Source organism: Mesorhizobium sp. M0185 (genome assembly GCF_040322175.1).
Lineage (GTDB): Bacteria > Pseudomonadota > Alphaproteobacteria > Rhizobiales > Rhizobiaceae > Mesorhizobium.
Genome location: NZ_JAMYSY010000025.1, coordinates 23961 through 50503, shown reverse-complemented (window position 1 = coordinate 50503; position 26543 = coordinate 23961). Strand labels below are relative to the sequence as shown.

The window sequence follows — 26543 nt, the reverse complement described above, 5'->3', positions numbered from 1 at the left end:
TGACCTGAAAGGCGAGGTCACGCGCATCGACGAGGACACCGCGACGATCGACCTCGGGCCACTAGTCACGGTCGACCGTGACAAGCGAGAAATATCGGCCGCCAAAACGACCGAAGGCACTTGTCGATGCCCCGGATTAGAACCGACAACATCGCCACAGGCTATAAGGGCAGGCCGCATGACGGGCCGGTAGAGGACGAATCGAAGCACTTTATCTACTGCCCAGTCTGCGGCCAAACGTTCGACGCGCGCGATCTTGGACAGGTGTTCCACCACGCTGAGCCGCAGCACGAGCCGCTTCCGGTCGAGCAATAGTCCACTAGTTGAGCTCCGGCGGCAAACCGACGTTGAGACCCTTCAGCGCCAGCGACGTACGTTGGATGAGAAAAGGGTGCTGCGTGCACCGCGCCTTCCCCGCGCGCCGATGTTCCACCTGGACCGCAAAAAGTCCCGCCGCACTGCCAGAACGGCGGGACCGATCAAACGCTTTGCACCAGGCGGGGGGATGCGGGGGGTTGGGCTTGCCAAGTGAGCGCGGACCGTAACCAACCCTAAGCGCAACAGCGGCAACGCGTCCACCAACCGCCGGTTGGAGCGACAGGACGATTGAGCCGCCGGCAGGTCAGGTCATCCCGGGTCGCTATCGCTCGCAACCAGACGGTAGCGGAAATTGTTGCGGATGTGGTCGTTGAAATAGCGGCCCTTGGCGAACGTGGCCCGGAACGCGGCAAAGGTTTCCGGCGGTACCCCCTCAAATTCGTACCGCTTGCCGCTGGCGACGAACCACACCGAGAGGGTCCTTCTATCCAGATCATATTCCATCTTGCGGATCGATGTGGAGGGCATGAGCACCACAGGCCGAGGCCCGCGCCCTTGCGGGGAGCGCGGGCCGATCGGGATACCGATCTGCAGCAATACCTGGAGGGGGAGGATTCGCTGCGTGCACCGAACTTTCGCGGCGGTCCCGTGTTCCGAATCGAGATACACAAAAAGCTGGCTGCACCTTTCGGCATCACGCGGACGTTGGATTTCTGAGAAAGCGCGAGCGTCAATACTAACTTCTGGTGATGGAATTTTCCCGTGAGATAGGCACGCTCCACGGCGAAAGGAGTGCCCCGCCATGACCGTCCTCGCCTACAACCTTGCCAATGACATCAAAGGATTATGGAGGGTCGTCTTCGTGCCGGACGAACTGCATTTGTATGTGGAATTCAGCCAGCCAGACGCCGACACAAACCCGGCTGATTGGATGAGCGTTGATGATTTCCTTGCATGGCGGCCGAAAGGCGCACTCCACGAGCGAGCGCGCGACAGCTTGGTTTCGCTCATTTGCAAGGCGCTGACAGGGCGATGAGACACGGGAAACCCGCAACCGAGATCGAGTGCGAGCGCCGCGAGTGGGCCTAGGGCCTACAAGCCAGTGCGACCCCGCCGCTGGCAAACCGCGGCGGGCGAGTGCCTCGGGGACACGATGGTAGATTGCTAATGCGTTCGCGCGTGTGGCCTTAAGTCGCAAACTATTGGCTTCAGAAGCAGGGCGTAGGGCTTCATTGATGGTGCTACCAACACCATATGGTGACCCATAGCCCTCCAAAACGAGAGAAGCTCGTCCCGACGGGTCGCACTGCGGCCGTCAGCCGGTAATTGCTACGAACTAGGAAACCATCATGCCTGAAAATATCAGACCAACTTCGAGAGACGTCCCCCTCATTCAGCTAGGCCTCTATCAGTGCCGCTTCCCGGTGAGCGAAGACCCGTCAGTACCCGGCGGCTATCGTTTTTGTGCTGGGCCAACTTCGCCGGATCGCGTCTACTGCGATCACCACCACAACATTGTGACCGCCGTGGACCCTCGTCGAGCCCGTTCGGGTCTCCACCTCGCTCAACGACGCGCCGCGTAAGTCTGGCTGGCGGCGGCCTCCCGGCCAGGCGCTATGCGCTCCAATGGCTACGACCTTGCCGTCGGCTCGGTCTGGCCCATCCTGCCTTATGCCGTCTTCGCCGATGTATCCCCCGTCGCCCGATTGAGAACGACGACTTCTCGCCGAGCCTTTCAGCTCGCTACTCGCACAAACGCGTCGGCTCCAAAGGTTTGTCTGTCAGCACATCTTCAATGTGCCGGCGCCTGAAGCCCCAACATCTTCTGCGACCAAACCGCGTACCTGGCACCGCCGGTCGGTTGCTGCGGCGGATTTTCGCTGTTCGCAGCTGAACAATGCCTATCAACCTTGTCATCGCACCTAGTCGCACGTAGCGGCCGTTCGAATTCTCATCGCTCGGCGCGATGTTTGGTCCGTCTGGCCAGAAGAGCGGAGCAAGCCATTGACACCCACGAAGTTGCTGATTGGGCAGATCGCTGTCGTATTCGCAATTGTCATTCTTGGCGTGTGGACTGCAACCCAATGGTGCGCCCACATGCTCTCCTATCAGCCGCCACTCGGCGCGCCATGGTTTGTGACAGTCGGCTGGCCGATCTACCAGCCCTGGAAACTGTTCGAATGGTGGTTCCAATTTGACGCCTATGCGCCTGAAGTCTTCGACAAGGCTGGCATACTTGCCGGAGCCAGCGGGTTCCTGGGCTGTGCCGCCGCGATAGCTGGGTCCCTCTGGCGCGCACGGCAGCGGGGGTTGGTCACCACCTATGGGTCCTCACGATGGGCCATGAAGCTGGAGATCGAGAAGGCGGGGCTGTTTCAGCCGGCCGGCGTTTTCCTTGGCGGACTGAATTATCGCTATCTGCGCCATGACGGACCGGAACACGTCATGGCCTTTGCGCCGACACGTTCGGGCAAGGGCGTCGGACTCGTTGTTCCAACCCTTCTTTCCTGGACCGGCTCGGCCGTCATTCACGACATCAAAGGCGAGAACTGGCAGCTGACCTCTGGCTGGAGGTCGAAGTTCTCGCACTGTCTCTTGTTCAATCCGACCGATCCGAGATCGGCGCGGTACAACCCGCTGCTGGAAGTGCGCAAAGGTCCAGATGAGGTCCGCGACGTTCAGAACATCGCCGACATTCTCGTCGATCCGGAAGGCGCGCTGGAGCGGCGGAACCATTGGGAGAAGACCAGTCATTCACTCCTAGTTGGCGCCATCTTGCACGTGCTCTACGCCGAAGAGGAAAAGACACTCGCCCGTGTCGCCACCTTCCTGTCGGACCCGCAACGCTCATTCGCTGCGACACTGCAGCGGATGATGACCACCAACCACCTCGGCACGGTGGACAAGCCCCAGGTCCATCCGGTCGTGGCCTCGGCGGCTCGTGAGGTGCTGAACAAGTCAGAGAACGAGCGCTCAGGCGTTCTCTCGACCGCCATGTCGTTTCTCGGGCTCTATCGTGATCCAACGGTGGCCGCGGCAACATCGGCCTGCGACTGGCGCATTGCCGACCTTGTGGATGCCGAGCGACCGATGTCGCTGTATCTGGTCGTGCCGCCGTCGGATATCTCGCGCACTAAGCCCCTGGTGCGATTGGTGCTCAATCAAATCGGCCGGCGGCTGACCGAGCGCCTCGAGGGCGATCCAAAGAAGAGCCGCAAGCATCAGCTCCTGATGATGCTGGATGAATTTCCGGCGCTCGGTCGGCTCGACTTCTTCGAGACTGCGCTCGCCTTCATGGCAGGCTACGGCATCCGCGCTTATCTGATAGCGCAATCGTTGAACCAAATCTCCAAGGCTTATGGCGAGAACAACGCCATTCTCGACAATTGCCATGTGCGGATTGCCTTTTCCTCAAATGACGAGCGCACGGCCAAACGCATCTCGGACGCGCTCGGTACCGCGACGGAACTCAGATCGATGCGTAACTATGCCGGCCATCGGTTGGCGCCCTGGTTGTCCCACGTCATGGTAAGCCGCCAAGAGACCGCTCGCCCCCTGCTGACGCCGGGTGAGGTGATGCAGTTGCCGCAGGCTGACGAACTAATCCTGGTTTCGGGATTGCCGCCGATTCGCGCCAAGAAGTTGCGTTATTACCAGGATCCGAATTTCACGGAGCGAGTGCTGCCTTCGCCGGTGCTGCGCGACGGTGCCTACGCGGATCGGCCCACGTCGCGCCCGGACGATTGGAGCGGACAGGTGCGCGGCGTGGATCGGCGTCTTGCTGGCGACGACGACAGTGCCGGCGCGTCAATCGAAGACGGAGGTGTCCAGCAGCAGCGCCATCCGGGCCTGCCCGAAGAACGGACCCTCGTCGCCCAGGAGCCTGATCATGGCGATCTGTTCACGCCCGCAGACGATGACTGCGAGACGCTCGCCGACAAGCGCGTCATGGATCGGATTTCCACCGCAGCACGTGCGTACGGCCTCAATGAGGGAATGGGCGACGACAAGGACATCGTGCCCGGCTTCTGAACGGCGCGCCATACGCGGGCGCATCTCAGCGTAGATAACGGCCGTAAGCGATTTCGAGGATCTCGACGATGCTCGTTCCCGTCGCCGGTGCATCAGCGCCGGTCAGAGGAACGAGCAGCATGAAGCCCCACCGCATTCGTCACCAGTTTTTGCTTGAACCCGAGTTGAGCGAGAAGCTGGAGAACCTCAGCCGCAATCCATCGACCACCAAATCAGCCATTGTGGCGCACGCGGTCGAGACCTTTATCGAGCGGCGTGGGGAGAATGAACTCGACCAGCGCTACGGCAAGAGGCTCGACCGTCTTTCCCGCGACCTCGGACATGTCAGGCGCGATGTCGAGATGATCCTGGAGAGCCTGGCGCTCTTCATCCGCTTTTCGATCACGCTTCATGCTCACACGCCGGTGCCGGACAGGGCCACGCAAGCGATTGCCCAGGAGCGCTTCGACAAATTCGTCGAACAGGTCGGCCGCCAAATCGCTTCCGGGAAACGGTCACTTGGCACCCACGATCGCACGGGAGGGGAAGGATGAGTTCTCATCCGGAAGCCGACCATCGCCGCCGCGTCATGCTGCGCACCGCCATGGGTCCGGCGATCACCGAAGCCCTTGCCGATCCGACCGTCATTGAGGTGATGGTCAATCCCGACGGTGCGCTGCGGCTCGACCGGTTGGGTGAAGGCCGGGTCGACACCGGCGTGCACATGCATCCTTCTGAGGCCGAACGCATCATCCGCCTGGTCGCCTCCCACGTGCGCGCCGAGGCGCATGCTGACAATCCGATTGTCAGCGCCGAATTGCCATCGGGCGAGCGCTTCGAGGGTCTGCTGCCGCCTGTCGTGCTGGGGCCATGCTTCGCCATCCGAAAGCCTGCGGCGAAACTCTACACATTGGCCGACTATGTCGCCGACCGGGTCATGCTGCCGCTGCAGGCCGATGCGCTGAAGACGGCGGTCCGCGAGCGGCGCAACATCCTGGTCGCCGGCGGCACGTCGTCGGGCAAGACAACACTTGCCAACGCGCTGCTGGCACAAGTCGCCGATTGCGACGAGCGGGTGATCCTGATCGAGGACACGCGCGAACTGCAATGCGCGGCGAAGGATTGCGTTGCCTTGAGGACGAGGCGGGGGTCGGTCACGCTCGCCGATCTCGTGCGCTCGACCCTGCGGCTCAGACCCGACCGCATCATCGTGGGCGAAGTCAGGGGCGCGGAAGCCCTGGACATGCTGAAGGCATGGAACACCGGGCATCCCGGCGGCATCGCGACGGTTCACGCCAATTCGGCGCGCTCCGCTCTCTACCGTATCGAGCAGCTCGCCCAGGAAGCCGTCGTCACCGTTCCCCGCCGCCTCATCGCTGATGCGGTAGATCTGATCGTCTTCATCGCTGGGCGCGGATCCTCGCGCCGCATTGACGCGATCGCTGAGGTCACCGGTCTCGACAGCAGCGGTGATTACGCCGTCACCCCGCTCACGCTTCCGCAACTCCAGCAGTTTTGAAAGGTCACCTCATGCGCAAGAAGCTTCGCTTCCTTTCGTCCACCGCGCTCGCGTTTCTTCTCACCGTCCCGGCCCACGCAGCGGGCTCCGGCATGCCTTGGGAACAGCCGCTGCAGCAGATCCTTGAGTCGGTGCAGGGACCGGTCGCCAAGATCGTCGCGGTGATCATCATCATCACCACCGGCCTGACCCTTGCTTTCGGTGACACGGCAGGCGGTTTTCGCCGGCTGATCCAGATTGTCTTCGGCCTGTCGATCGCCTTCGCGGCATCGAGCTTCTTTCTCTCGTTCTTCTCCTTCGGCGGCGGGGCACTCGTCTGATGGCCACCGGAGAGCAGCATATCGAGGGTTTCGAAGTCCCCGTTCACAGGGCATTGACTGAGCCGATCCTGCTGGGCGGCGCGCCGCGAGCGGTGGCGATCCTCAACGGCACGGTGGCCGCGGCAATAGGCCTTGGCCTGCAGCAGTGGATCGCCGGACTGGCGCTCTGGATGGCCGGCCACACCCTCGCGGTCTTTGCCGCTCGCCGCGATCCGGACTTCGCCAGCGTGCTTGTCCGTCATCTTCGCCTGAAGGGGTGGCTTGCATGCTGAACCTTTCGGAGTATCGCGGCAAAGCCGATCGGCTTGCCGATCATCTGCCCTGGGCCGCTTTGGTCGCGCCCGGCATCGTGCTCAATAAAGACGGTAGCTTCCAGCGAACCTTCCGGTTCCGTGGCCCCGACCTTGAAAGCGCGACCGAAGCCGAGTTGGTCGGCATCTGCGCCCGAGCCAACAATGCGCTACGAAGGTTGGGCTCCGGATGGGGGTTGTTTTTCGAGGCCGAGCGCGTTGAAGCGCTGGGCTATCCGAGCTCGGCTTTTCCCGATGCTGCCTCATGGCTGGTCGATGAAGAACGGCGCGCGGCCTTCGAGGGCAAGGTCGCGCACTTCGAGAGTCGCTATCATCTGACCTTGGTCTTCATGCCGGCGCCAGATGGCCAGGCGCGGGCGGAAAGCGCAGTGGTCGACTCGCATCACTCGGGAGGGGCTAGAGACTGGCGCCAGGAGCTGGCGTGGTTTCGCGACGAGACCGACCGCGTCCTGGATTTGCTGTCCGGCTTCATGCCGGAAGTGCGCGCCCTCGATGATGCCGAGACGCTAACCTATCTGCACGGCACAATCTCGACCTACCGCCATCCGGTCGCCATGCCGGAAACGCCAATGTATCTCGACGGTGTTCTGGTTGACGCGCCGCTTACCGGCGGCCTGGAGCCGATGCTGGGTGAGCAGCATCTGTGCACCCTCACCATCCTTGGTTTCCCGAACGTCACCCGGCCAGGGATCCTCGACGCGCTCAACCATCAGGATTTCGCCTATCGCTGGATGACGCGCTTCATCCCGCTCGACAAGACGGAAGCCACCAAGACGATGTCACGGTTGCGCCGTCAGTGGTTTGCCAAGCGCAAATCGGTCGCCGCCATCCTGCGCGAGGTCGTGACCAACGAACCCGTCCCTCTCGTCGATAGTGACGCCGACAACAAGGCCCTCGATGCCGACGAAGCACTTCAGGTGTTGGGCGGCGATCATGTCGGCTTCGGCTATCTCACCACCACCGTGACGGTATGGGACGAGGATCGCCAAGCCGCCGCGGAGAACCTTCGCGCGGTTGAGCGCATCGTCAACGGACTCGGCTTCACCACAATCCGTGAAAGCATCAATGCGGTCGAGGCGTGGCTCGGCTCATTGCCCGGCCATGTCTATGCCAACGTTCGCCAGCCGCTCATTCATACATTGAACCTTGCCCATCTCATGCCGCTATCGTCGGTTTGGGCCGGTCCGGCGACAAACGAGCATCTCGCGAAAGTCACCCGGATCGAAGCACCGTCGCTTCTTGTTGCCGAGACCAGCGGGTCCACCCCGTTTCGGCTTTCCACCCATGTCGACGATGTCGGTCACATGCTGATCGTTGGTCCGACCGGTGCCGGCAAGTCGGTTCTGCTTGCCCTCGTCGCTCTGCAGTTCCGCCGCTATGCCGGCGCACAGGTTTATGTCTTCGACAAGGGCAACTCGGCCCGCGCGGCGACACTCGCCATGGGTGGAGAGCACCATGGGCTTGGTGCGGACGGTGCGCTTGCCTTCCAACCGCTGCGTAATATCAATGACCAGGCTGTCCGCAGCTGGGCAGCCGAATGGATCGCCGGCCTCATCGCCCGTGAGAATGTCACCGTAACGCCGGAGGTGAAGGAGGCGATCTGGTCGGCCCTGACCAGCCTTGCCACCGCGCCGGCGCAGGAACGCACGCTCACTGGATTGTCGGTCCTGCTTCAGTCCAATGCGCTGAAATCCGCGTTGATGCCGTACACGCTCGACGGCCCGTTCGGGCGTCTGCTCGATGCCGATGAAGATCGGCTGGCTTTGTCGGATGTGCAGTGTTTCGAGACCGAAGAGCTGATGCACCAGGAAGGCGCCGTGCTGCCGGTGCTCACCTATCTCTTCCATCGCCTCGAGGAGCGGTTCGACGGCCGGCCAACACTGCTCATGCTCGACGAGGCCTGGGTCTATCTCGACAACCCGCTCTTTGCCGCCCGCATCCGCGAATGGCTGAAGGTGCTGCGAAAGAAGAACGTCTCCGTCATTTTCGCCACGCAGTCACTTGCAGACATCGCTGCCTCGTCGATCGCGCCGGCAATCATCGAGAGCTGCCCACAGCGCATTTTTCTTCCCAATGACCGTGCCGTGGAACCGCAGGTGCGGGCAGCCTATGAGTGCTTCGGCCTGAACGAGCGGCAAATCGAATTGGTCGCCCGTGCCACACCGAAGCGCCAGTATTATCTGCAGTCGCGCCGCGGCAACCGCCTCTTCGAGCTCGGGCTCGGCCCGATCGCTCTTGCGCTCTGCGGCGCCTCTGATCCGGCCACGCAGACCCTAATCGACAAGGTGCTGTCAGAGCACGGACAGGAGGGCTTTGCCGCCCGGTTTCTGATTGCGCGCGGCCTCGATTGGGCTGCCGAGCTTCTCCAGCAATTCCCTCAACCAGACAAGGAGCAATCGTCATGATGCGGCGCCGCCTTCTCACCAGCCTGATCACCGTTTCCCTGATCGCAAAACCAATGGCCGACTACGTCCAGCCGGCCCACGCCCTGATCGTGTTCGATCCGTCGAATTATGCGCAGAACGTGCTGACAGCGGCACGTTCCCTGGAGCAGATAAACAACCAGATCCAGTCGCTTCAGAACCAGGCGACGATGCTGCAGAACATGGCGCGGCACCTTCAGCGCCTGGATTTTTCTTCCGTGGGCCAGCTCACAGGTTCGCTCCAACGGATCGACGGCCTGATGACCCAGGCCAGCGGCCTGAGCTTCGATCTCGACAAGCTTCAGAACCAGTGGCGTGTGCAATATCCGGAAAGCTACGACGCCACAATCGAGGTCAACGATGTGGCGAGCGCCGCGCGCGAGCGCTGGCAAAACGCCATGCAGGCGTTCCGCCAAACCATGAGCGCGCAGTCGCAGATCGTGGAGAACGTGCGGGCCGACGGCGACCTGCTTACCGATCTCGTCAACCGCAGTCAGGGCGCGGCAGGTGCCCTTGAGGCAAGCCAGGCCACCAATCAGCTGATCGCGCTTTCGACCAAGCAGCAGATGCAGATCCAGACGCTGCTCGCGACCCAGTTCCGGGCTGAAGCCGAAGATGCTGCCCGCAAGGCGCAGTCTGAGGAAGCCGCCCGCGAGACGACGAAGCGTTTCCTGGGCACCGGTACGGCCTATCCCGGCAACTGATCAGCAGTCTTCAAGACAACGAGGAAGACGGCGACATGAATGACCTCGGCGTCATCGACCGCTTTATGCAGACCTTCATCCGCTATATCGACAGCGGGTTCGGTCTGCTTTCGGGCGACGTCGCCTTTCTCACTACCATCCTGATCGGCATTGACATCACGCTGGCGGGCCTGGTCTGGGCGTTCGGCGGCGAACCCAATATTCTCGGTCGGCTCGTCCGAAAGGTGCTCTATGTCGGCGCCTTCGCGTTCATCCTGAACAATTTCAGAAGCCTTGCCGACATTATCTACCGCTCCTTTGCCGGGCTCGGCATCAACGCTTCGTCCGGCAATTTGTCCGCCGACAGTCTCCTGCGGCCAGGCCGCATTGCCGCGGCCGGCTTCGAGGGCGCCTGGCCGCTGCTCAATCAAGCGAGCCAGCTAGTCGGCTTCCCCGAGATTTTTGGCAACGCGCTGACCATCTTCGTGCTGCTTCTCGCCTGGTTCCTGGTCCTCATCGCCTTCTTCATTCTTTCAATTCAGCTTTTCATCACCATCCTGGAGTTCAAGCTCACCACATTGGCCGGCTTTGTTCTGGTGCCCTTCGCGCTCTGGAACCGCTCGGCGTTTCTGGCCGAGCGCGTGCTCGGCAATGTGATCTCGTCGGGCATTAAGGTGATGGTGCTTGCCGTCATCGTCGGCATCGGCTCCACGCTCTTCGGCGAGTTCGCTTCCGCCCTGCAAGGCAAGGAGCCGGACTTGGCCGCGGCCATGTCACAGGTACTGGGCGCGTTGGCGCTGCTTGGGCTCGGCATTTTCGGGCCGGGAATTGCCTCGGGTCTTGTTTCCGGCGCGCCGCAGCTTGGCGCGGGAGCCGCACTCGGAACCACCGCGGCGGCCGCCGGATCAACGCTCGTTGCCGGAGGTGCGGCGCTTGCCGGCGCGCGCATGGCAACCGGCGGCGGTCTCGCCGCCGTTCGAGCCGGCACGGCCATGGGATCGGCTGCTTCCACAGCTTGGCAGATGAGGCGTGCAACATCGCCCGAGTCCGGCCTCTCCGGCGTAGCTGCTGGACTGCAGGGCGTTGCCGGCGCAGCTGGCGGCGCCGCGATTCGGGGAATGCGATCTGCAACAGAACCATTCCGGCGCAGCGCCGATGCCGGCCGCGATGCCGCCTGGACCGCGACGGGCGGCACGCCGACCGCATCAATGACCGGAAACCCTGCCGCGTCAGGTGCCAATGCCGCGCCGGCGTGGGCGAGGCGCTTGCGTTCCGAACAGACCGCGCGCGCCCATCGCCACGCCGCCACGCAGGCCGTCCGCGATGGCGATCGGGGTGGAAGCGGCGCCAACCCCTCTCTCAACGATAAGGAAGACTAGATGCTCTTCAAGCGACCTGTTCAGCGTTACGGGAAGACGCCCCACCCCGTCACACCATACCAGAAGGCCGCCCAACTTTGGGACGAGCGCATCGGCACTGCGCGCGTGCAGGCAAGGAACTGGCGCCTGATGGCCTTTGGCTGCCTCGCTCTGGCCACCGGGCTCTCTGGTGGACTCTTGTGGCAGTCGATGCAGGGCCGCGTCGTGCCCTATGTCGTCGAGGTTGACCGTTTCGGCGAGGCGCGCGCCGTCGCTCCAGCAATTCGGGACTACGAGCCCACCGATGCCCAGATCGCCTGGCATCTCGGCCGCTTCATCCAGAATGTCCGCTCTGTTTCCACCGATGCGGTGCTGGTGCGGCAGAATTGGCTCTCGGCCTACGACTTTGCCACCGACCGCGGAGCCCTCTTTCTCAACGAGTACGCTAAGGCCAACGACCCGTTCGGCAAGATCGGCACGCGCAGCGTCTCGGTGCAGGTGACGAGCGTGGTTCGAGCGTCCGACAGCTCCTTTCAAGTCAAATGGACCGAGCAGGTCTTTGAGCGCGGCAGCCTCGCCAGCACAACGCGTTGGACCGGGATCCTCACCATTGTGATCCGGCCGCCGAACAATACCGATCAGCTGCGCAAAAACCCGCTCGGCGTCTTCATCAATGCCATCGACTGGTCGCGCGAGCTCGACAGTGCCGCGCAGACTTCCGTTCCCCCAGGAGCCCGCCAATGATAAATAGACTCTCGTCGCTCCGCACTGCGCTGGTCCTGTCGACGTCGGCTGCGGTCATCTCCGCCTGTGCCTCGAAGCCGGTGCCGCCACCTCAGATTTCCTATGATGCTGCCAAGTTCCAACCGGCGGCAATCGAGAAGGCGCCGGAGAAGCCCGTCAAAGTCGTGGAAGTGCCGAAACCGCTACCGCTGCCCGGCCAGTTGCAGCCCGAGCCGGGCAAGGCTGCTGAAGACAGGCGCTCGCCTGAAGAACGTGTCGCCGATGCCAACAAGGCGGCGACGCAGCAACCCACCAAATATGGCTATGTGAATGCGGTGCAGGTTTACCCCTTTGCCGAAGGCGCGCTCTACCAGCTCTATGCCGCACCGGAGCGCGTCAGCGATATCGCTCTGCAGTCAGGCGAGAAACTCCAATCCGTGTCGGCCGGCGATACAGTGCGCTGGGTAATTGGCGACACCGTCAGTGGCTCCGGCGATGACCAGCGCACCCATGTGCTGGTGAAGCCCTTCGCGCCAGGACTTGCCACCAATCTGGTGATCACCACGGACCGGCGAAGCTATCACTTGCAGCTTCAAAGCACGGATAAGACCGCCATGGCGGCAATCTCCTGGACCTACAGCGAGGACCAGATTATCGCGCTACGCCGGCGCGATGCGCAGGCCGAGGCTGCTATGCCAGTGGCGTCGAATGTGGCTCTCGAAAATATTCGCTTCCGCTATTCGATTACCGGCGACATGCCGCCCTGGAGGCCGACGCGCGCGTTCGATGATGGCAGCAAGGTCTACATCGAGTTTCCGCGCCGCATCGATCAGGGCGAGGCCCCGCCGCTCTTCATCGTCGGTGCTGACGGGGACAACCAGCTCGTCAACTACCGCATACGCGGCAACTATTACATTGTCGATCGCCTCTTCGCCGCGGCCGAACTGCGCCTCGGCGCCAAGCAGCAACAGGTGGTGCGCATCACGAGGACCGACGGCAGGCAAGCGCCGCTGCGGAAATTGCTCTTTTCGCGTTCCAGCAGGTGAGGGACGGCCCATGACGGATACTTCCCGCTCCGATGCTTCACCGAAACTCGATCCAGAACAGCTGCAGCTGCGGGCCTCGCCTCGCCGCGCTGTGCGCTTCAAGCGCGGCATTATTGTCGCCATTGCTGCTGTTGGTTCCGGGACCGTTCTAGGCGTCACCATGATGGCGCTGCAGGGACCGGCGCTGCGCATCAAAGAGCAGGCTGAAGAGCTTTACAACACTGAGCGGAAGCCAACCGCGGAGGCAATTGAAAGGCTGCCTAAGGACTATTCCGGGATCAAGCCCAAGCCTCCGGTGCTTGGACCACCGCTGCCCGGCGACCTCGGCCGCCCCATCCTTGAGCACCAACGCCAGCTGGGCATCGCGCCGGGCCAGGAGGTTTCGGCGGAGGAGCAGCGCCTTGCACAGCAGGCGATCGAGGCGCGCGAATCGCAAGTCTTCTTCCGGATCGAAAATCGACCCCGGCAAGCAGATGCCGCCGGCAACGGGCAGGGCGGGCGTCCACCCTTTGAGGCAACGGCTCCACAATCCGATGCCGCACGCGATTCAGCTTCCGTTGCACCGGCCGAGGGCGACCAAAACAATCAACAGCGCAAGCTCGATTTTGTCAGCCAGCGGAACACAAGTGGAATCTACAATCTGCATGCACTGCAGACGCCGGCTTCGCCCTATCAGCTGATGGCCGGCAGCGTCATCGCAGCGAGCCTGATCACTGGCATCAATTCCGACTTGCCCGGCCTCGTCGTCGCACAGGTCACCGAGAATGTGCACGACACAGTCACCGGCAGCACCTTGCTCATTCCGCAAGGCTCTCGCCTGATTGGCACCTATGACAGCGTTGTTGCCTTTGGACAAAGGCGCGCGCTGCTGGTCTGGCAACGGATACTGCTGCCCGACGGCTCTTCGATCGAAATCGACAATCTGCCGGCGACGGACACCGCCGGCTATGCCGGGCTTGAGGACAAGGTGGATTTCCACACCTGGCAGCTGATGAAAGGCGTTGCGCTGGCCACGTTGCTGGAGGTCGGCACGGAGCTGAGCCTCGGGCAAGACGAAAGCGACCTGGTCAAAGCAATCCGCGAATCCGCCCAGCAGAACGTCAGTCAAGCTGGCCAGCGCATCACCGAGAAGAACCTCAATATTCAGCCCACGATCACCGTCCGCCCTGGTTGGCCACTGCGCGTCATCGTGCATAAGGATCTTGTGCTACGGCCGTACCCGAATTGACTGGAGTCATCATGACCAATCTGAAACTCGGCAAACTTCCGGATCGGACACCTTCGAAGATCACCATAAGCGTAAGTGCAGACCTGAACCAAGCACTGAAGGACTATGCGGCCCTTTATCGTCAGACCTATGGCGAGTCCGAATCGGTAGCGGAACTGATCCCGTTCATGCTGGCGGAGTTCCTGGAGAGCGATCGAGCGTTTGCCAAGGCCAGAAAGGAAGGGCTCCCTGTCGTCGACAAGTCAGAGAAATCGCGGCGGCAGGCAATTTCAGGGTCCGAATAAGTGACAGCGATCAGTGAGTCCGAGGGGGCACCTTTCTAGGCGGGCAAATGCATTGAAGCAATTTGCCGGCGGCAAGCCGAAACATCGGGCATAATAGACGAGCTGATCTGCCCCGAACCAATGCCGGCTCTGCGCCTCATTTCAGTCGTTCAGGCCGTCTAGGCAATCTTTTCAAAGCTGCCGGTCCGTTCAGGTTGATGAACTGTCCATGACAGGGTGGGAAGCGGCTATCCCACTATCCGGAAAGAGCACGGAGATTTGACGTCGCGCGAATGATGTCGTCGGCGAAACCATCCAACAATGTCTTCAGATCGATGCCGGTTTGAGCGTTGTCGACGCGGCGCGCCGATGCGATACTCAGGCAAAGGGATCGATTCAGGGGCGGACGTGACGAAGCCAGCAACGCGCATCGTCGAACTCGAGGACAACGAACTCGAAGAGTTCGTCGAGATATACGCCGAACGGAAATCGAAAGACTACGTCGAAGTCGAGCGCGTTGGTGCGGCCAATGACAAGGGCCGGGACGTGATAGGATTTCTCTCGCGCGCCCGCCATGATGGCGCGTGGGACCTTTACCAGTGCAAGCGGAAGACACGCGGCTCGAAGCTTCGGATCGGCGAGGCTATGACGGAGCTGGGCAAGGTCTTCCACCATCATGCGGCCGGCGCCTACGCGACGCTGCCGCGACGGTACATCTTCGTTTCGCCGCGAGGCATCGACGGCTCGTTGACTACGCTGCTGCAGAACCCGTCCCGAATAGGGAAGGCGCTGCTGGAGGCTTGGGACAAGCATTGCCGGATGAGGATAACCGCCAGAAATCCCGTCGAACTCACGTCCGAAATCCGGGCCTCGATCGAGCGCTACGACTTCACGGCGGTCGAGTGCCTGACGGCGCCGAAACTGGTCAAGGATCCCGCCGCGCTTCCGGCTCTTGTCCAGGTGCTGGGCCTGGCGCCTGGCGAAGCGCCCGAAGGCGAAACGCCCGATGAAATCAGCGACATAGAGCTGACGTATCTGACGCAGCTTCAGGAAGTCTATGCGGGATCGGCCGGATTGGACTTCGCGACGCTGGAGGACGTCTTTACGGACCCTAAATTCGGGGAGCACCTTAGGATCCAGAGACAGCGCTATTATCAGGCGTGCGCGTTCCGCGACTTCCACCGCGACAATACGGCGGCCAGATCGGTCGACGTATTCAAGAACGACATCTACCATTTACTGATCGACGTCTATAACGAGGCGCACCCATCGCCTTTGGCGAGGATCGACGCGGTGATGAAACACACGGGGGCGGCGCCTGCAGGAATTCTGGGTACCTTGGCCCGGCCTCCCGTGAAGCAGGGTACGTGCCATCACCTCGTTTCGGACGGAAGGATCAGATGGAGCCCATGAGCGCGAGCATTTCAGACCTGTATCATACGCCGCTCGAGGCCGGGATTCGTGCCGTGGTCGTGCTCGAGCATCTGCGGCCGATGACCGCCGACCTCAGCGAGGTTGTCCTTTACGATCACGTCGTCGTCCACGCCTCCGACGTCGGCGGACCGATGTCGCTTCACGCCGCGGTCAGCAGCCGGAAGGGCGAGCTGCTCGTCCGGCGCGGCATTGTGGAGGCAGGGCTCGACCTTATGCGCAAATGCCATCTCTTGGAGAAGGTCGCCGACGATGAGGGATTCGCGTGGCGAGCCTCCGAGGAAGCCGCTTCGTATGTCGAGTTGCTCGAATCCCCCTACTCTGAAGACCTGAAGATCTGCGCCAGCTGGGTGGCCGGACAGGTGCGCGAACTGTCAAAGGCCGGATTCAGGTCCATGGTCGTCGGTAACATCGGGGAATGGACCGATAGTTTCGGGCATGGCACCTCCCAGGCTGGCGTCTGACATGTCACCGTCCCGGTTCATCTTGCGGCGCCTCGCCTTCACCGGGCCGGATAGACTGGCCGTCTACCTCGACTTCGCGCCGGGACTAACGGTGGTCTGGGGCGGTTCGCAGGCTGGCAAATCCTTCGCCGTCAAGGCGCTCGACTACATGTTCGGAGGAGGGTCCGCCCTGCCGGGCCTGGCCGAGGCCGTCGCATACGACAGATGCTGGTTAGAAATTGATGTGCCAAAAAGCGGGCGGATCACTCTCGCCCGTTCGCTGTCAAAAGGCGGGTACGACCTTTTCGAGGGTGAGTTCGAGCAGGCACTCGGCCGGAAAAGTGACCGCACGCTGGCCGAAAACCACACGACCAAGAAGGAGAGCCTCTCGACTTTCCTGCTTGGAGAACTCGGCGTCGGCGACACGGAAATTGCCAGGACTCAGACCGGCGACAAGGCGACGTTCACGATCCGGCATTTCGCCAGCTACCTGTTCACGGAAGAGACCCCGATGATCGCGGAGGAAAGCCCAATCGTCGTCGACCGCCAGAGTAGCGACACCTTCAACAAGAACGTCCTGAAGTTCATCCTCACAGGTGTCGACGACAAGTCGATGGTGAAAGTGCCGGATACCAAGCAGCAGAGACAGACGAACGCTGGTCGTATTGAAATCGTTGAGGAGATGCTGAACACGGCGGTCGCAGAACTCGCCGCCATGTATCCCGATGTCGAAGACTTGACGATCTTGAAACTCGACGAACAGGCCGAGCGGCTAGATGCGACGTTGAAAACCTTCAGATCAAACCTGGCTGCAGGACATTCCGCTCTCGACGCGCTCTCCATGGAACGTCGACGACTGGTGTCCGAGCGCGATGAACTGACGGAGAGGGCGGACGAGGCGGTCCTGACCATTGAACGGTTCGAACTGCTCGCAACAAGCTTTGCCAGCGATATCCGCAGGCTTATGATGCTGGAGGAGGGGGCCGCGGCCCTTATGGCCGGAGCGAAGCGTCCTTGCGTCCTGTGTGGTGCTGATCCCGAGCATCAGCATGTCGAACACGGCTTCGAGGCTGTCGAAACTTCCCAGAAGGCCGTTTCGGCAGAATTGCGCAAAGTCCGAGCCGAAAGCGCCGGGCTGACGAAGGCGATCACTTCACTTCAGGCCGAAGTGATCGGAATGCGGAGGCGGATCGCCTCCCTTTCCGGCGACATCGAAGTGAAAGATGAGCAGATCGAGACCGCACGGGAAGCCGCCGTCAAGACACGCGACCAGTATGAGGGGATCGATGTGGCCCGAAAGAAGCTCCATGACGCAACGTCCGTTGAGAGGCGCATCAGCGGACTTCGGGTCCGCCAGGCCGAGCTGTTGAAGTTCAAGACGAAAGGGGTCGCCAAGGGAAGCGTCGCGGTCGGTGTCGGGACGGTCGTTGGAGATGAACTCGCAGCTGCGGTGGAGGACATCTTCAGGAAGTGGAAGTATCCGGGGGATCCGCGTATCACTTTCCACGAGCAGACGCATGATATCCTCCTAAACGGAAAGCAGCGTAACGCCAACGGCAAGGGTGTAAGGGCGCTGCTCAACGCAGCGTTCAAGATTGGGGTCATGGATGTCTGCCGGAAACGCGAGTTGCCGCATCCGGGTATTCTCGTCCTCGACAGCCCGCTTCTCAGCTACCGCGACCCGCTGAAGTCAAAGCACAAGGAACTCAGCTCTGACGAAGCTACCGTAGCCGCGGCAGGTCTAAACGTGCACTTCTACAACTATCTGATAGAACGCTGCGACGAGGCGCAGTTCATAATCATCGAAAACCAGGATCCGCCGTTCCCACTTCCGGACGGGGTGCTTGAGCATGTGTTCGCAGGCGAGCACGGCAACGCGGGCAAACGCGGACTGTTTTGAGCCGGTTCCGGATCGCCAGATCCCTGGAGCAGGCCTCCACGGGTCTGCAAGCATTGCGGGCAATAATGGCAGAGAAGGCAAACCACCACTTCACCCCTCAGTTCTATCTGCGGAATTTCAGCGTCGGCTGTGACAAGCGGAAAGCCAAGGTCTTCTGCTACGATCAGTCGACGAGAAAATCGTTCGAGACCTTGGTCCGGAAGTCGGCAGTCGGCGCCACTTCTTCCGGATCGATGTCGAGGGCTATGACCCTAACCACGTCGAGGACGGGATGGCCGAGATCGAGGGTGAAATCTCAGTGCATCTGGCCGAGATGATAGAGGCGATCAGCTTCCCATCGGAGGCGCATTTTTCTTCTGTTATGCTTCTGATGGGGAACGTGGCCGTGCGTAATCCACGGTTCAGGTCAATGACCGAAAATTTTGATCTGAAAGTCGTCAACGGCATTATGAAAATGATGCTGCAGGATAAGGATCGCTTCGACGATTCGGTGAAGCAGGCGCGAGCGAATGGCGCCCTTAGTCCGCGATGACATCAACTACGAGGATATGAAGGACCTCATCGATCGAGGCGAACGTAAGGTTGCGATCGATCAGACTTACCTGTTTGGATTGGAGCTCGAATCGGTCCCGACGGCTGTTGAGCAACTGGCTCGCAGGAGCTGGTCCTTCGTCTCGGCCGCGCCTGGCTGCACCTATGCGACATCCGACGATCCGGTAATCCTAGATTGGGTTGACGGAAAGCCGAGACCTTACTCGCCGGGGTCCGGCCTCCAAAATACGATCGTTATGTTCACGATCTCGCCCGAGCTCGCTTTGGTCGCCGCACGCCCAAGGCAAGCCCACCCGCAAGGCGAAAATCCGCTATCTTCTCGGCAAGAAGGGGATGCTGCACGACAAGCTCGAGGTCTTCATCGAGACCGACATCACCAACATCGTCCAGCTTTTCGGCGTCTTCAACCAGGCGACCCACGGCCGTGGCGCGCTTACTCCGTTACATTTCAGCTAGCAGAGTGTTTCGCATGGGATCCCATCCTTATCGCGATCGAGTTTTCCGCCCCATGAGCAGTTTTGCAGGTACCAGTTGGCTTCATCGCAGGAACCGATCTGCTTGCACGTTCTCCGCGGCTCGCAAGAATAGCCGCTCTGCGCGACCAGCTTACGGCTGATGATGCCCAGCGGGCGACTCGACGGCGCCGCGGCGTCGGCGTGCGCAGCGCGCCATTCCCAGGGTGCCTGAAACGTCCCGGCCCACAGGCCGATCTTTGAGGCTTGGGCTTGCGCCTGCTGCCCCGCATAGGCGCCCTGGCTGTAGTTAGGCCAATCCAGCGCCTGGCCGTGCTTGACCATCCAGGCGGCCACGCCCGCGCCGTCGGCGCGCCGACAATCGCCGACAAAGCGGTGGTAGCGGTCCCACGTCACGAATGTGCATTCGAGCGGCCTCGACGCGGCCAGGAAAGTGTCCAGCGCTTCGGCCGATCGCCGGCCGCAAGGATACTCGGCGCCATTCGCATCGCGGCACAGCTGTCGGCTCTCTGGCGCGTCGATGCCGTTGAAGCGGACGCGCTGGCCGTAGATTTCGATCGTATCGCCGTCAATGACGGATGCGACACCGGTAAGCAAGGCGGGCGCCGCCCTTCGTGGGCTGGCCTTTGATGCATCGTCGCTACGTTGCGCGCCCGACGGCGCCAGGAAGGCGGCCACCGCCGCCGCTGCCGTAAGACTGAGCATTGCCGGCACGCTCGCAAGTTGGCGCCGCCACAGCTTGGCACCGGTGGGTCTCTGCCACCGATTGGATCGATATTTGCGGTATGGCCTGCTCATCCGCTACGCCGACCAGCCCGGCCATGCGCTGTCGACCATGGGCAGGCCGGCGCAATAGTAATCGTCAACGAACCGCCCGGTGGAGCGGTCGCGGCAGCGCCAGATAACGCTGTAGTTCTGGCCATAGAATTGGTCCCACGCGACGCCATAGATTTGTGGTGGCGGTGGCCGGTAATATGTTCCGCCTCCATAGCCGTTGTTGGCAGCGACACCCACAGCTGCGCCGCCGACAGCCGCGACCGCTATGCCTGTCGCGACAGCATTGTCGGTTTTCACAAGCCTGGTGCACTTCTCTGCTGTTGCGCGCCTGCGCACTAGAAGGGCCGCTACCCGACTACGATACTGTTCGTCCGTGCTGCTGGCGAGAACGTGACATAGCGCAACGGTATTCGTTGCCGTGAGATCGCTGTCCGACACGACAGCGCTCGTAGAGCAGCCGCTGACGCACAGGGCTGCACTTGCGATGAGTGCTCCAATTTTCATGTGAATCCCCCAAACAAATATTGGGGCGAGTCCGACCTAGAAGTCCAGAGTTTTGTTTTTCACTTTGCTACGATTCACAGCATGCTGCGGCTAGCTGGCATCCACTGCAACCAACCCTTCCGCCGGTCGTTGACTGATGCTGGGTTGATCTCAGCCACTCCAGAACTTGCCCGCTGGCTCAAAACCGGCGGGCTTTTTTTCCGCGACGCCGGAAGGCTCTATCTCGCCGTATGTTGTGGTACATCGGCACGCCGTCATCGGGCCGTGCCGTTGACCGAGGTGGTCCCTCCGCCATGGTCGGCCGGCGCAGCCTTGACCGTCCGCGCGGGCCATCCCAATCAAGCCCGCTGGCTCCGGCCCCGTTCGCGATGAACTCCTCAACGAGACGCGGTTCACGTCCCTGGCCCAGGCCCGCGCGAGGCTCAATGTATGGCGCGCCGATTACAATCCTGTTTCATAACACCCATCTGTCTATGTCGTTGAAGTGAATAGGTTTTGCTGATCTGGATGCGATCCCGTGGGGTATTTTGGGTTTTGCCGCGCGCGATGAACGATGCGCTGTGCCGCAGGTTCGCCAAGCGTTGATCGGCTGAAGACCCATGGACCATCCGGCAGAGGATGAACGCCTTCGATCTCGCCCGCCTCGGCGGCGAGCCTGAGGGTCTTCGGTGCAACGCCGAGAAGGCGCGCCGCCTTGTTCAGGTTAAGCCATGGCTCTTTGCCGTCCGCCGCTGGCCGGAAGACAGGGATCTTATGATGCGACCTGTGCGCGGTGACCCGTTCGCGTGTCCATCGATTGCCGTGGCCGGTCACCAGTCCATTGCGGTTGAGGATGCCAGCAATCAGATCATCATTGGCGATGAGCACCAGTTGGCGGACGGCCGCGATGATATCGCCGGACGTGCTGTTGCGCTGTCCACGGCGCCGCTTCGGCAGGCGCAGTTCAGTATGGACGCCGCCAACCCAATGGATCAGAAGAACGATCTCTGACGCTTCGTCATCGATATCGGCGACCACCTCCCGGATGACGGTGCGAACGATGCGCTTCTTGAGCCTTGCATCCGTCGTCGGCGCCGCCCATACAGCCTTGAGATCGGCGGCGAGCGCGGTGACGTGTATTGGCGACAGAAGTGATGGCTCCGATGTCGAGGCATCATGCGCGGCAATCCTGCTCTCGATCTCGCCGACACGCGTAAGCGCCCGGTTCCATCGCAACTCCAGTTCCGCCGCGACCAGCCGGTTCTGCGGATCGATGGCGTCGTATTGCCGGAACGCCCGATCGGCGTTGTAGCGTGCCGCCTCGCGATCGCGCATCAGAGCATCGCGGACCTGATCGCGGCGACTGGCCGCTTGCGCTTCGGCCTCGACGGCCGCGGCTATCGCTGCCGGCTCGACAACCCGCAGAAGAGCTTCCTCGATGGCGTCGTCGACGCGTAGTCCACCGAAGGCGATGCAACGCGGCTCGCCATTGTCAAGCAGACCACGCCAGCAGGAATAGCGCGGAATGTTGTGCTTGGTTCCCGTGTAGCGGACCGTCAGCTTGCGGCCGCAGCGCCGGCAGCGGACAAGGCCGGCGAGCAGAGCGTCGCCATGCTTGGGCGCCCCGTGATGCCGGCTCGTGGGCACGTTGTCGCTCACCATCTTGCGGATCGCTTCCGCCCTTTCCCAGCTGACGTAGCCTTCGTGTGCACCCGGGATCAGCGCCAGCCATTCATCACGCGCCTTACGGCGGCTGCGCGAACGAATGGCTGTTGCATCATATCCCGACGCAGCACGAGGCTTACCATAGGCGTAGGCGCCGCCGTAAATCGGGTTCTCGATCATTCGGTGGATGGTCGCATAGCTTGGCCTGCGCCAGACCACATCGCCATTGTTGCGCTTGGCAGGCAAATCCAGCCCATGTTCGAGGAACCAGAGCAGGGCCTGGCGGGCACTGCCGAGTTCCGCCACCTTGTCAAACACAAGGGTGATGGCCTCCTGCATGCGACGGTCGGGATCCTTCTCCAGCCGGTCGCCGACCTTCACGAAGCCGACCGGGGAAGCGACGACGAGTTCACCGCGCCGGGCCTTCTCATAGCGGGCCGACAAGGAGCGCTGACGCAGAAGATCGAGCTCATACTCGTTGAGACTGCCCTTCAATCCCAGCAGCAGCCGGTCATTGCCCTGGCGCGGTGCGTAGACCGTCTCCTGGTCGATCAGCACGGTATCGACGACGCGGCACATCTCGATGAGCTGCTGCCAGTCGCGGCTGTTGCGGGCGAAGCGCGATACCTCCCGCGCCGCAACCGCCCCAACCTTGCCGAGACAGACTGCTGCGACCATCCGATCGAAGCCCGCTCGCGCGACACCGCCAGCAGCAGAGCGGCCGAGATCGTCATCGACCGTCTCGATGCAAGACCAGCCGAGCGCGACCAGGCGATCGCGCATCGCATACTGCAGGGCGCTGCTCTCACGATTGTGCAGAACCTGATGGGCCGAGGACTGCCGCACATAAAGGATCGCCTTTCGCTCCAGATGGTGGGGCCGGATCTTCTCATGCATCATGGCGTGCCTCCTCCCGTGGAACGGCGCGCTCGCCGTCGACGTGGTCGAGGATCAGGCGCACCATCAGCTTTGTCAGCGTCAGGCGCGTCTCTTCCGGCAGCGCCTGCCATGGTGGCATCTGCGCGGTCTCCGCATCGTGCGGGTTGGAGAACAGATCGAACTGATATGTCGTGGGCTGGCGCGGCATGGACCTCTCCCCGATTCGCGTCGTGAGGATCCGATGCTGCGCCCGAAACCTCCAATTGCGATGGGGTGTGGGAATTGGCCGTCGCGTCCTGCAGCAGTGTCACCAAGACGCCAAGCGTTCTGGGATCGACATGTGGGGCAGCGGCAATGCGCCACGCGGTGCAGACCGCGCGATCAAACATCCAGGCCGGAACCTCCAGCCACCGATCGGAGGCGCGGCCAGAGAGACTGCAGCGGAAAACCTCCCGGTCAGCCTTCTCGATCACCTCATGAACGTGAACACAACGCCCGGCCCAGGGATGCCATGGATAAAGAAACTTGCGTTCCTCGGTCCCGTGGGCGTTCTCTCGTCGTGTTGTACAACGGCGCGCGTCCGCACTCGCACATCGGATGGCAGACACCCAACGAATGTGCATCGACCTTCAACCCGCGACGGTCGCTCGCGCTGCGCAACGTGAAACGCTCCGCGCCAGCACCCGTCGCGTCCACCGGCCATCAGGGCAAATCCACCCCCGGAAACGAACTCACGACTGGATAAAATTGGGGGAAACGTCAGGGCGGCCATAACTTTGCAGTCTTCAGACGCGAGGCGGCCTACAACAGCGCTGCCCACCATGCTTGTGGCCCGCGACCCACACGGCTTTTCCCTTCAGATCGTACATTATGCTTCCTTCATGATTACCGACGTCTGCATGACCTTGAGGTCTTCCCGCACCATTTCCGCGGCGAGCTCGCGCACGGATGTCTCATGCACCCAGCCGAGCTTCTCCTTCGCCTTGGTGGCATCGCCCAGGAGAAGATCGACTTCCGTGGGGCGGAAGTAGCGTGGGTCTACCTGGACTAGGCATCTGCCGGTCTCGACATCATAGCCCTTTTCGTCGATTCCCTCACCACGCCATTCGAGCTCGACGCCGACATCTTCGAAAACCCATTCGACGAATTGGCGGACAGGGGTCGTCTTGCCCGTCGCCAGCACGTAATCATCCGGTTGATCCTGCTGCATCATCATCCACATACCACGCACGTACTCACGCGCATGGCCCCAATCGCGTTGAGCATCCAGATTGCCGAGATAAAGCTTGTCCTGCTTGCCGAGGTAGATAGCAGCGGCGGCGCGGGTGATCTTGCGCGTCACAAAAGTTTCGCCGCGCAGTGGGCTTTCATGATTGAAGAGAATGCCGTTGGAAGCATGGATACCATAGGCCTCGCGATAGTTGACCACGATCCAGTAGGCGTAGAGCTTGGCGGCGGCGTAAGGGCTGCGCGGATAAAAGGGCGTTGTTTCGTTCTGCGGTACGGATTGCACGAGGCCGTAGAGCTCTGAAGTCGAGGCCTGATAGAAGCGGGTCTTGTCCTTCAGACCGAGGAGGCGGATCGCCTCAAGAAGTCGCAATGTTCCGATACCGTCGGCGTTTGCTGTGTATTCCGGCGTTTCGAACGACACCTGGACATGGCTCTGAGCGGCCAAGTTGTAAATCTCGTCTGGCTGGGATTCCTGAACTACTCGGATGAGATTAGTCGCATCAGTGAGGTCACCGTAATGCAAAATTAGGCGCGGATCGGGATCGTGCGGGTCTTGGTAGATGTCTTCGATGCGACCCGTGTTGAAGGAAGAGGAACGTCGCTTAATCCCATGAACGACGTAGCCTTTTTCCAGCAGAAGACGGGTAAGATAGGCACCATCCTGTCCCGTTATGCCCGTAACCAGAGCAACTTTCCTGTTCTCGCCCATTTTCTTCCTGCTCTATTATAGTTGAAGTTTCGACTCCGGCTCGCCACACCGCCAGCAAACTGCGGCCCGCCCCATACCCTATGGTAGGATTTCGACAGATGCGGCGCGGAGCTCGTCATTGACAGTGTCAGCCAGCGAGCACACCTGCTCCTGCTTGGAGGCATAGCAAAACAGAGTCTCGCCGCTAACCTGCCTAAGTCGCACATGCGGCCTGAGTGCCGAACTCAGCTCACGGGGTGAGCGACATAGATTTCAATCACGTCGCACCCGATTTGCTCATCAATCAGCGAGTGAGGACGCACGTCCGTTCTCAAGCACGCAGGTCGGTTGCATAGCCGCTCCGCTTCTTCCACGAAGTGGGTGGCCAGTAGAATCGTCTTGCCCTGCGCCAACAGGGCACGTAGCCATTCCCAGATAAAATGGCGGGCATGTGGGTCCAAGCCGACAACTCCACCTTACCGCTCTCTTGCGCTAACCAAGTAATCTTAATCATTGCCTGCTTCAGCGTCTTCTAATGGAAATTGTTTTGATCAGTGAAATCGATTGTTTGGATGAGGTGCATCCATAAAATGGATTGTTTGGCAGGGCAGCGCGGCACATCGGCGGCACAAAGTCGTGGGCGCGAGGTTTCGCTCCGCGCGAAGACAACGTTCGTGGCAGTGGGGGCTTTGGGCGAACCGCACATTTGAGACGGCGGCGAAAAGCCGGGTAGGGCATTACGTATTGACCTCCAAGGAATTTCGGGCGCGCTAGCCCGAAAACGGTCGCTGGGCTTCAACGATGGGGGGACGAGGCGACCATCAAACTGTGTTTCATACTGTAGGCGATCGCAGTGCGGCGAATTTGAACGGCCGCCTTTGCCAGCCCTCGCCATCGCATCCGGCTACAGGTGCCGAAGATCTTCTCGATCCGAGTACAAATTCTGTGGATCGGTCGGTTCCAGGCGTCGAGCTTTCGGCCTCGTCGCGCCCCCACAGCGGTTGCGACGATGCGCGGCCTTCCACCCTTGGCGCGCACCGCGTCGCCGAGATGATTGCCTCGGTAGGCGCTGTCGGCAAACACTTCGCCGGGATTGTCGGGCAGAGCATCAGGAACGGCGTTGCCGTCCTCGGTGTGGGCGCCGTGACGGCGATCTCCTCGACAAGGGCCGTATCGGCGTAGGCACCGAAATGGGCTTTGAAGCAATGAAACGCTGGTCGGCGCTTGTACTTGACCCAATGGCCCTCTTCATCATCTTCGCTGGCCGAGGCGATGATCGCCGCATCGACAGGCGTGCCGATCTTCACCTGGATCGCTGAACTGGCGGGTGATCTCGGCGAACAACAGGATCATGAACCTCAAGGGCCTGTCGAAAACGGACGAGAGCGGGTTCGCACAGGTGTCGGCTCCGACACCGAGAACCCGCAGAACCGTCGGAACGATCCTCCACATGGCTGCAGACGCCAAAATTCCTCTCTCGGCCGTCGTCGCACAGCATCGCGTGCCAGTCGCTCAGTCCGGCCGGATCGAAAGCTATCCGGTCGACACGAGTTGCGCCATGTTGGCGCACTTGAAAGCGTCAGAGGGCGCCGTGTCGCATCTTTCGATGGGACCGGACGCCATGATGGCCATAAATGACGTGGATGGCCTGCGCCTGACATTCGACGGCTGGCGGGTCCTGCACATCCGTCCTTCAGGAAACGCCCGCAAATGACATGTTACGTTGAGGCAGTTAAGAATTGGACTTGAAAAAGGGACTTTGTGGACTGCCTCGAACGGCTGTTTCGCTTAGCAAAGCGCGGCCTCGCGTCAGCAGAGG

General features: G+C 61.4%; 27 protein-coding genes and 4 pseudogenes. 23 read left to right on the top strand and 8 right to left on the bottom strand.

Annotation, left to right across the window (positions count from 1 at the left end; all coding sequences use genetic code 11):
* Nucleotides 1–126 precede the first annotated feature (126 nt).
* Complete coding sequence (locus NKJ20_RS20015; RefSeq protein WP_023718729.1) at nucleotides 127–315, top strand: hypothetical protein; 189 nt, start codon at nucleotides 127–129, stop codon at nucleotides 313–315.
* 312 nt (nucleotides 316–627) lie between these two features.
* On the opposite strand, the gene NKJ20_RS20010 is transcribed toward NKJ20_RS20015, so the two are convergent.
* Nucleotides 628–846 carry a KTSC domain-containing protein gene (locus NKJ20_RS20010; RefSeq protein WP_352746336.1) on the bottom strand — a complete coding sequence of 73 codons (219 nt, stop codon included), beginning with the start codon at nucleotides 844–846 and terminating at the stop codon, nucleotides 628–630.
* 274 nt (nucleotides 847–1120) lie between these two features.
* Here NKJ20_RS20010 and NKJ20_RS20005 point away from each other — a divergent pair, with 274 nt between their 5' ends.
* The 20 genes and pseudogenes from NKJ20_RS20005 (at nucleotide 1121) to NKJ20_RS19910 (ending at nucleotide 18985) form a co-directional block, all read left to right on the top strand.
* The gene (locus tag NKJ20_RS20005) at nucleotides 1121–1354 is read left to right on the top strand and encodes a hypothetical protein (protein ID WP_352467844.1); all 234 of its coding nucleotides are present in this window, start codon (nucleotides 1121–1123) and stop codon (nucleotides 1352–1354) included.
* A 313-nt stretch (nucleotides 1355–1667) separates the two neighbouring features.
* Nucleotides 1668–1901, top strand: coding sequence for a GcrA family cell cycle regulator (locus NKJ20_RS20000; RefSeq protein WP_352457941.1), 234 nt, complete (start codon nucleotides 1668–1670; stop codon nucleotides 1899–1901).
* A 421-nt stretch (nucleotides 1902–2322) separates the two neighbouring features.
* Complete coding sequence (locus NKJ20_RS19995) at nucleotides 2323–4350, top strand: conjugal transfer protein TraG (protein ID WP_352589283.1); 2028 nt, start codon at nucleotides 2323–2325, stop codon at nucleotides 4348–4350.
* 119 nt (nucleotides 4351–4469) lie between these two features.
* Nucleotides 4470–4883 (top strand): CopG family transcriptional regulator, encoded by a 414-nt coding sequence (locus NKJ20_RS19990; RefSeq protein ID WP_352746277.1) that lies wholly within the window; start codon nucleotides 4470–4472, stop codon nucleotides 4881–4883.
* Entirely contained in the window at nucleotides 4880–5848 is a 969-nt protein-coding gene (gene trbB, locus NKJ20_RS19985) for a P-type conjugative transfer ATPase TrbB (RefSeq protein WP_352746275.1), read from the top strand. The genes NKJ20_RS19990 and trbB overlap by 4 nt, the downstream gene beginning before the upstream one ends.
* An 11-nt stretch (nucleotides 5849–5859) precedes the next feature.
* A complete protein-coding gene (locus NKJ20_RS19980; RefSeq protein WP_352528997.1) occupies nucleotides 5860–6168 on the top strand; it encodes a TrbC/VirB2 family type IV secretion system protein in 309 nt (102 codons plus the stop codon).
* A complete protein-coding gene (locus NKJ20_RS19975) occupies nucleotides 6168–6440 on the top strand; it encodes a VirB3 family type IV secretion system protein (RefSeq protein ID WP_352746273.1) in 273 nt (90 codons plus the stop codon). Before NKJ20_RS19980 ends, NKJ20_RS19975 begins: the two co-directional genes overlap by 1 nt.
* Nucleotides 6434–8884 carry a conjugal transfer protein TrbE gene (gene trbE / locus NKJ20_RS19970; protein WP_352746271.1) on the top strand — a complete coding sequence of 817 codons (2451 nt, stop codon included), beginning with the start codon at nucleotides 6434–6436 and terminating at the stop codon, nucleotides 8882–8884. Before NKJ20_RS19975 ends, trbE begins: the two co-directional genes overlap by 7 nt.
* Complete coding sequence (gene trbJ, locus NKJ20_RS19965; protein WP_352473678.1) at nucleotides 8881–9606, top strand: P-type conjugative transfer protein TrbJ; 726 nt, start codon at nucleotides 8881–8883, stop codon at nucleotides 9604–9606. Before trbE ends, trbJ begins: the two co-directional genes overlap by 4 nt.
* Before the next feature lie 35 nt (nucleotides 9607–9641).
* Complete coding sequence (gene trbL / locus NKJ20_RS19960) at nucleotides 9642–10964, top strand: P-type conjugative transfer protein TrbL (RefSeq protein WP_352720253.1); 1323 nt, start codon at nucleotides 9642–9644, stop codon at nucleotides 10962–10964.
* Nucleotides 10965–11687 carry a conjugal transfer protein TrbF gene (trbF, locus tag NKJ20_RS19955; protein WP_352746268.1) on the top strand — a complete coding sequence of 241 codons (723 nt, stop codon included), beginning with the start codon at nucleotides 10965–10967 and terminating at the stop codon, nucleotides 11685–11687.
* Nucleotides 11684–12712: a P-type conjugative transfer protein TrbG gene (gene trbG, locus NKJ20_RS19950; RefSeq protein ID WP_352746265.1), complete on the top strand. Its 1029-nt coding sequence runs from the start codon at nucleotides 11684–11686 to the stop codon at nucleotides 12710–12712. Before trbF ends, trbG begins: the two co-directional genes overlap by 4 nt.
* Nucleotides 12713–12722: 10 nt before the next feature.
* The gene (locus NKJ20_RS19945; RefSeq protein WP_352746334.1) at nucleotides 12723–13940 is read left to right on the top strand and encodes a TraB/TrbI/VirB10 family type IV secretion system protein; all 1218 of its coding nucleotides are present in this window, start codon (nucleotides 12723–12725) and stop codon (nucleotides 13938–13940) included.
* Nucleotides 13941–13951: 11 nt separating this feature from the next.
* Nucleotides 13952–14224 (top strand): DUF2274 domain-containing protein, encoded by a 273-nt coding sequence (locus NKJ20_RS19940; RefSeq protein WP_023680069.1) that lies wholly within the window; start codon nucleotides 13952–13954, stop codon nucleotides 14222–14224.
* A gap of 387 nt (nucleotides 14225–14611) precedes the next feature.
* Nucleotides 14612–15616, top strand: a complete 1005-nt coding sequence (locus tag NKJ20_RS19935; protein WP_352746262.1) for an ABC-three component system protein — start codon at nucleotides 14612–14614, stop codon at nucleotides 15614–15616.
* The gene (locus NKJ20_RS19930) at nucleotides 15613–16098 is read left to right on the top strand and encodes an ABC-three component system middle component 2 (protein WP_199202885.1); all 486 of its coding nucleotides are present in this window, start codon (nucleotides 15613–15615) and stop codon (nucleotides 16096–16098) included. Before NKJ20_RS19935 ends, NKJ20_RS19930 begins: the two co-directional genes overlap by 4 nt.
* A gap of 1 nt (nucleotide 16099) precedes the next feature.
* A complete protein-coding gene (locus NKJ20_RS19925; protein WP_352746259.1) occupies nucleotides 16100–17977 on the top strand; it encodes a hypothetical protein in 1878 nt (625 codons plus the stop codon).
* A gap of 65 nt (nucleotides 17978–18042) precedes the next feature.
* Nucleotides 18043–18509 (top strand): annotated as a pseudogene (locus tag NKJ20_RS19920) (DUF4238 domain-containing protein).
* Nucleotides 18487–18825 (top strand): annotated as a pseudogene (locus NKJ20_RS19915) (hypothetical protein); the annotation flags it as partial. The pseudogenes NKJ20_RS19920 and NKJ20_RS19915, both read left to right, overlap by 23 nt.
* The gene (locus NKJ20_RS19910) at nucleotides 18710–18985 is read left to right on the top strand and encodes a pPIWI-associating nuclease domain-containing protein (protein ID WP_352746257.1); all 276 of its coding nucleotides are present in this window, start codon (nucleotides 18710–18712) and stop codon (nucleotides 18983–18985) included. The pseudogene NKJ20_RS19915 and the gene NKJ20_RS19910, both read left to right, overlap by 116 nt.
* Here the strand turns inward: NKJ20_RS19910 and NKJ20_RS19905 are convergent.
* Nucleotides 18982–19680, bottom strand: coding sequence for a thermonuclease family protein (locus NKJ20_RS19905; protein WP_352746254.1), 699 nt, complete (start codon nucleotides 19678–19680; stop codon nucleotides 18982–18984). The genes NKJ20_RS19910 and NKJ20_RS19905 overlap by 4 nt on opposite strands.
* Nucleotides 19681–19803: 123 nt before the next feature.
* Nucleotides 19804–20076 carry a hypothetical protein gene (locus NKJ20_RS19900; RefSeq protein WP_352517225.1) on the bottom strand — a complete coding sequence of 91 codons (273 nt, stop codon included), beginning with the start codon at nucleotides 20074–20076 and terminating at the stop codon, nucleotides 19804–19806.
* 559 nt (nucleotides 20077–20635) lie between these two features.
* Here NKJ20_RS19900 and NKJ20_RS19895 point away from each other — a divergent pair.
* Nucleotides 20636–20731, top strand: a pseudogene (locus NKJ20_RS19895) (integrase core domain-containing protein); the annotation flags it as partial.
* A 23-nt stretch (nucleotides 20732–20754) separates the two neighbouring features.
* On the opposite strand, the gene NKJ20_RS19890 reads toward NKJ20_RS19895, so the two are convergent.
* The 5 genes and pseudogenes from NKJ20_RS19890 to NKJ20_RS19870 all read right to left on the bottom strand — a co-directional run bounded on the left by NKJ20_RS19890 (nucleotide 20755) and on the right by NKJ20_RS19870 (nucleotide 26031).
* The gene (locus NKJ20_RS19890; protein ID WP_352746252.1) at nucleotides 20755–22827 is read right to left on the bottom strand and encodes a recombinase family protein; all 2073 of its coding nucleotides are present in this window, start codon (nucleotides 22825–22827) and stop codon (nucleotides 20755–20757) included.
* Entirely contained in the window at nucleotides 22817–23014 is a 198-nt protein-coding gene (locus tag NKJ20_RS19885; RefSeq protein ID WP_023722661.1) for a hypothetical protein, read from the bottom strand. Before NKJ20_RS19885 ends, NKJ20_RS19890 begins: the two co-directional genes overlap by 11 nt.
* A gap of 660 nt (nucleotides 23015–23674) precedes the next feature.
* On the bottom strand, nucleotides 23675–24745 hold the full coding sequence (gmd, locus tag NKJ20_RS19880; protein WP_352746249.1) for a GDP-mannose 4,6-dehydratase: 1071 nt from the start codon (nucleotides 24743–24745) through the stop codon (nucleotides 23675–23677).
* A 141-nt stretch (nucleotides 24746–24886) separates the two neighbouring features.
* Nucleotides 24887–25188: pseudogene (locus tag NKJ20_RS19875) on the bottom strand (nodulation factor ABC transporter ATP-binding protein NodI); the annotation flags it as partial.
* Nucleotides 25189–25557: 369 nt separating this feature from the next.
* Nucleotides 25558–26031 carry a hypothetical protein gene (locus tag NKJ20_RS19870; RefSeq protein ID WP_352746248.1) on the bottom strand — a complete coding sequence of 158 codons (474 nt, stop codon included), beginning with the start codon at nucleotides 26029–26031 and terminating at the stop codon, nucleotides 25558–25560.
* A gap of 44 nt (nucleotides 26032–26075) precedes the next feature.
* On the opposite strand from NKJ20_RS19870, the gene NKJ20_RS19865 reads away from it, so the two are divergent.
* On the top strand, nucleotides 26076–26438 hold the full coding sequence (locus tag NKJ20_RS19865; protein ID WP_156937465.1) for a hypothetical protein: 363 nt from the start codon (nucleotides 26076–26078) through the stop codon (nucleotides 26436–26438).
* The last annotated feature ends 105 nt before the right edge of the window (nucleotides 26439–26543 follow it).

What these genes read in the sequence shown, in the direction of transcription:
- trbJ (WP_352473678.1), top strand. Translation starts at nt 8,881, where the DNA reads ATGATGCGGCGCCGCCTTCTCACCAGCCTGATCACCGTTTCCCTGATC.
- trbF (WP_352746268.1), top strand. Translation starts at nt 10,965, where the DNA reads ATGCTCTTCAAGCGACCTGTTCAGCGTTACGGGAAGACGCCCCACCCC.
- NKJ20_RS19925 (WP_352746259.1), top strand. Translation starts at nt 16,100, where the DNA reads ATGTCACCGTCCCGGTTCATCTTGCGGCGCCTCGCCTTCACCGGGCCG.
- trbB (WP_352746275.1), top strand. Translation starts at nt 4,880, where the DNA reads ATGAGTTCTCATCCGGAAGCCGACCATCGCCGCCGCGTCATGCTGCGC.
- NKJ20_RS19980 (WP_352528997.1), top strand. Translation starts at nt 5,860, where the DNA reads ATGCGCAAGAAGCTTCGCTTCCTTTCGTCCACCGCGCTCGCGTTTCTT.
- NKJ20_RS19945 (WP_352746334.1), top strand. Translation starts at nt 12,723, where the DNA reads ATGACGGATACTTCCCGCTCCGATGCTTCACCGAAACTCGATCCAGAA.
- trbG (WP_352746265.1), top strand. Translation starts at nt 11,684, where the DNA reads ATGATAAATAGACTCTCGTCGCTCCGCACTGCGCTGGTCCTGTCGACG.
- NKJ20_RS19940 (WP_023680069.1), top strand. Translation starts at nt 13,952, where the DNA reads ATGACCAATCTGAAACTCGGCAAACTTCCGGATCGGACACCTTCGAAG.
- NKJ20_RS20010 (WP_352746336.1), bottom strand. Translation starts at nt 846, where the DNA reads ATGCCCTCCACATCGATCCGCAAGATGGAATATGATCTGGATAGAAGG.
- NKJ20_RS19865 (WP_156937465.1), top strand. Translation starts at nt 26,076, where the DNA reads ATGAACCTCAAGGGCCTGTCGAAAACGGACGAGAGCGGGTTCGCACAG.
- NKJ20_RS20015 (WP_023718729.1), top strand. Translation starts at nt 127, where the DNA reads ATGCCCCGGATTAGAACCGACAACATCGCCACAGGCTATAAGGGCAGG.
- gmd (WP_352746249.1), bottom strand. Translation starts at nt 24,745, where the DNA reads ATGGGCGAGAACAGGAAAGTTGCTCTGGTTACGGGCATAACGGGACAG.
- trbL (WP_352720253.1), top strand. Translation starts at nt 9,642, where the DNA reads ATGAATGACCTCGGCGTCATCGACCGCTTTATGCAGACCTTCATCCGC.
- NKJ20_RS20000 (WP_352457941.1), top strand. Translation starts at nt 1,668, where the DNA reads ATGCCTGAAAATATCAGACCAACTTCGAGAGACGTCCCCCTCATTCAG.
- trbE (WP_352746271.1), top strand. Translation starts at nt 6,434, where the DNA reads ATGCTGAACCTTTCGGAGTATCGCGGCAAAGCCGATCGGCTTGCCGAT.
- NKJ20_RS19930 (WP_199202885.1), top strand. Translation starts at nt 15,613, where the DNA reads ATGAGCGCGAGCATTTCAGACCTGTATCATACGCCGCTCGAGGCCGGG.
- NKJ20_RS19990 (WP_352746277.1), top strand. Translation starts at nt 4,470, where the DNA reads ATGAAGCCCCACCGCATTCGTCACCAGTTTTTGCTTGAACCCGAGTTG.
- NKJ20_RS19890 (WP_352746252.1), bottom strand. Translation starts at nt 22,827, where the DNA reads ATGATGCATGAGAAGATCCGGCCCCACCATCTGGAGCGAAAGGCGATC.
- NKJ20_RS19975 (WP_352746273.1), top strand. Translation starts at nt 6,168, where the DNA reads ATGGCCACCGGAGAGCAGCATATCGAGGGTTTCGAAGTCCCCGTTCAC.
- NKJ20_RS19885 (WP_023722661.1), bottom strand. Translation starts at nt 23,014, where the DNA reads ATGCCGCGCCAGCCCACGACATATCAGTTCGATCTGTTCTCCAACCCG.
- NKJ20_RS20005 (WP_352467844.1), top strand. Translation starts at nt 1,121, where the DNA reads ATGACCGTCCTCGCCTACAACCTTGCCAATGACATCAAAGGATTATGG.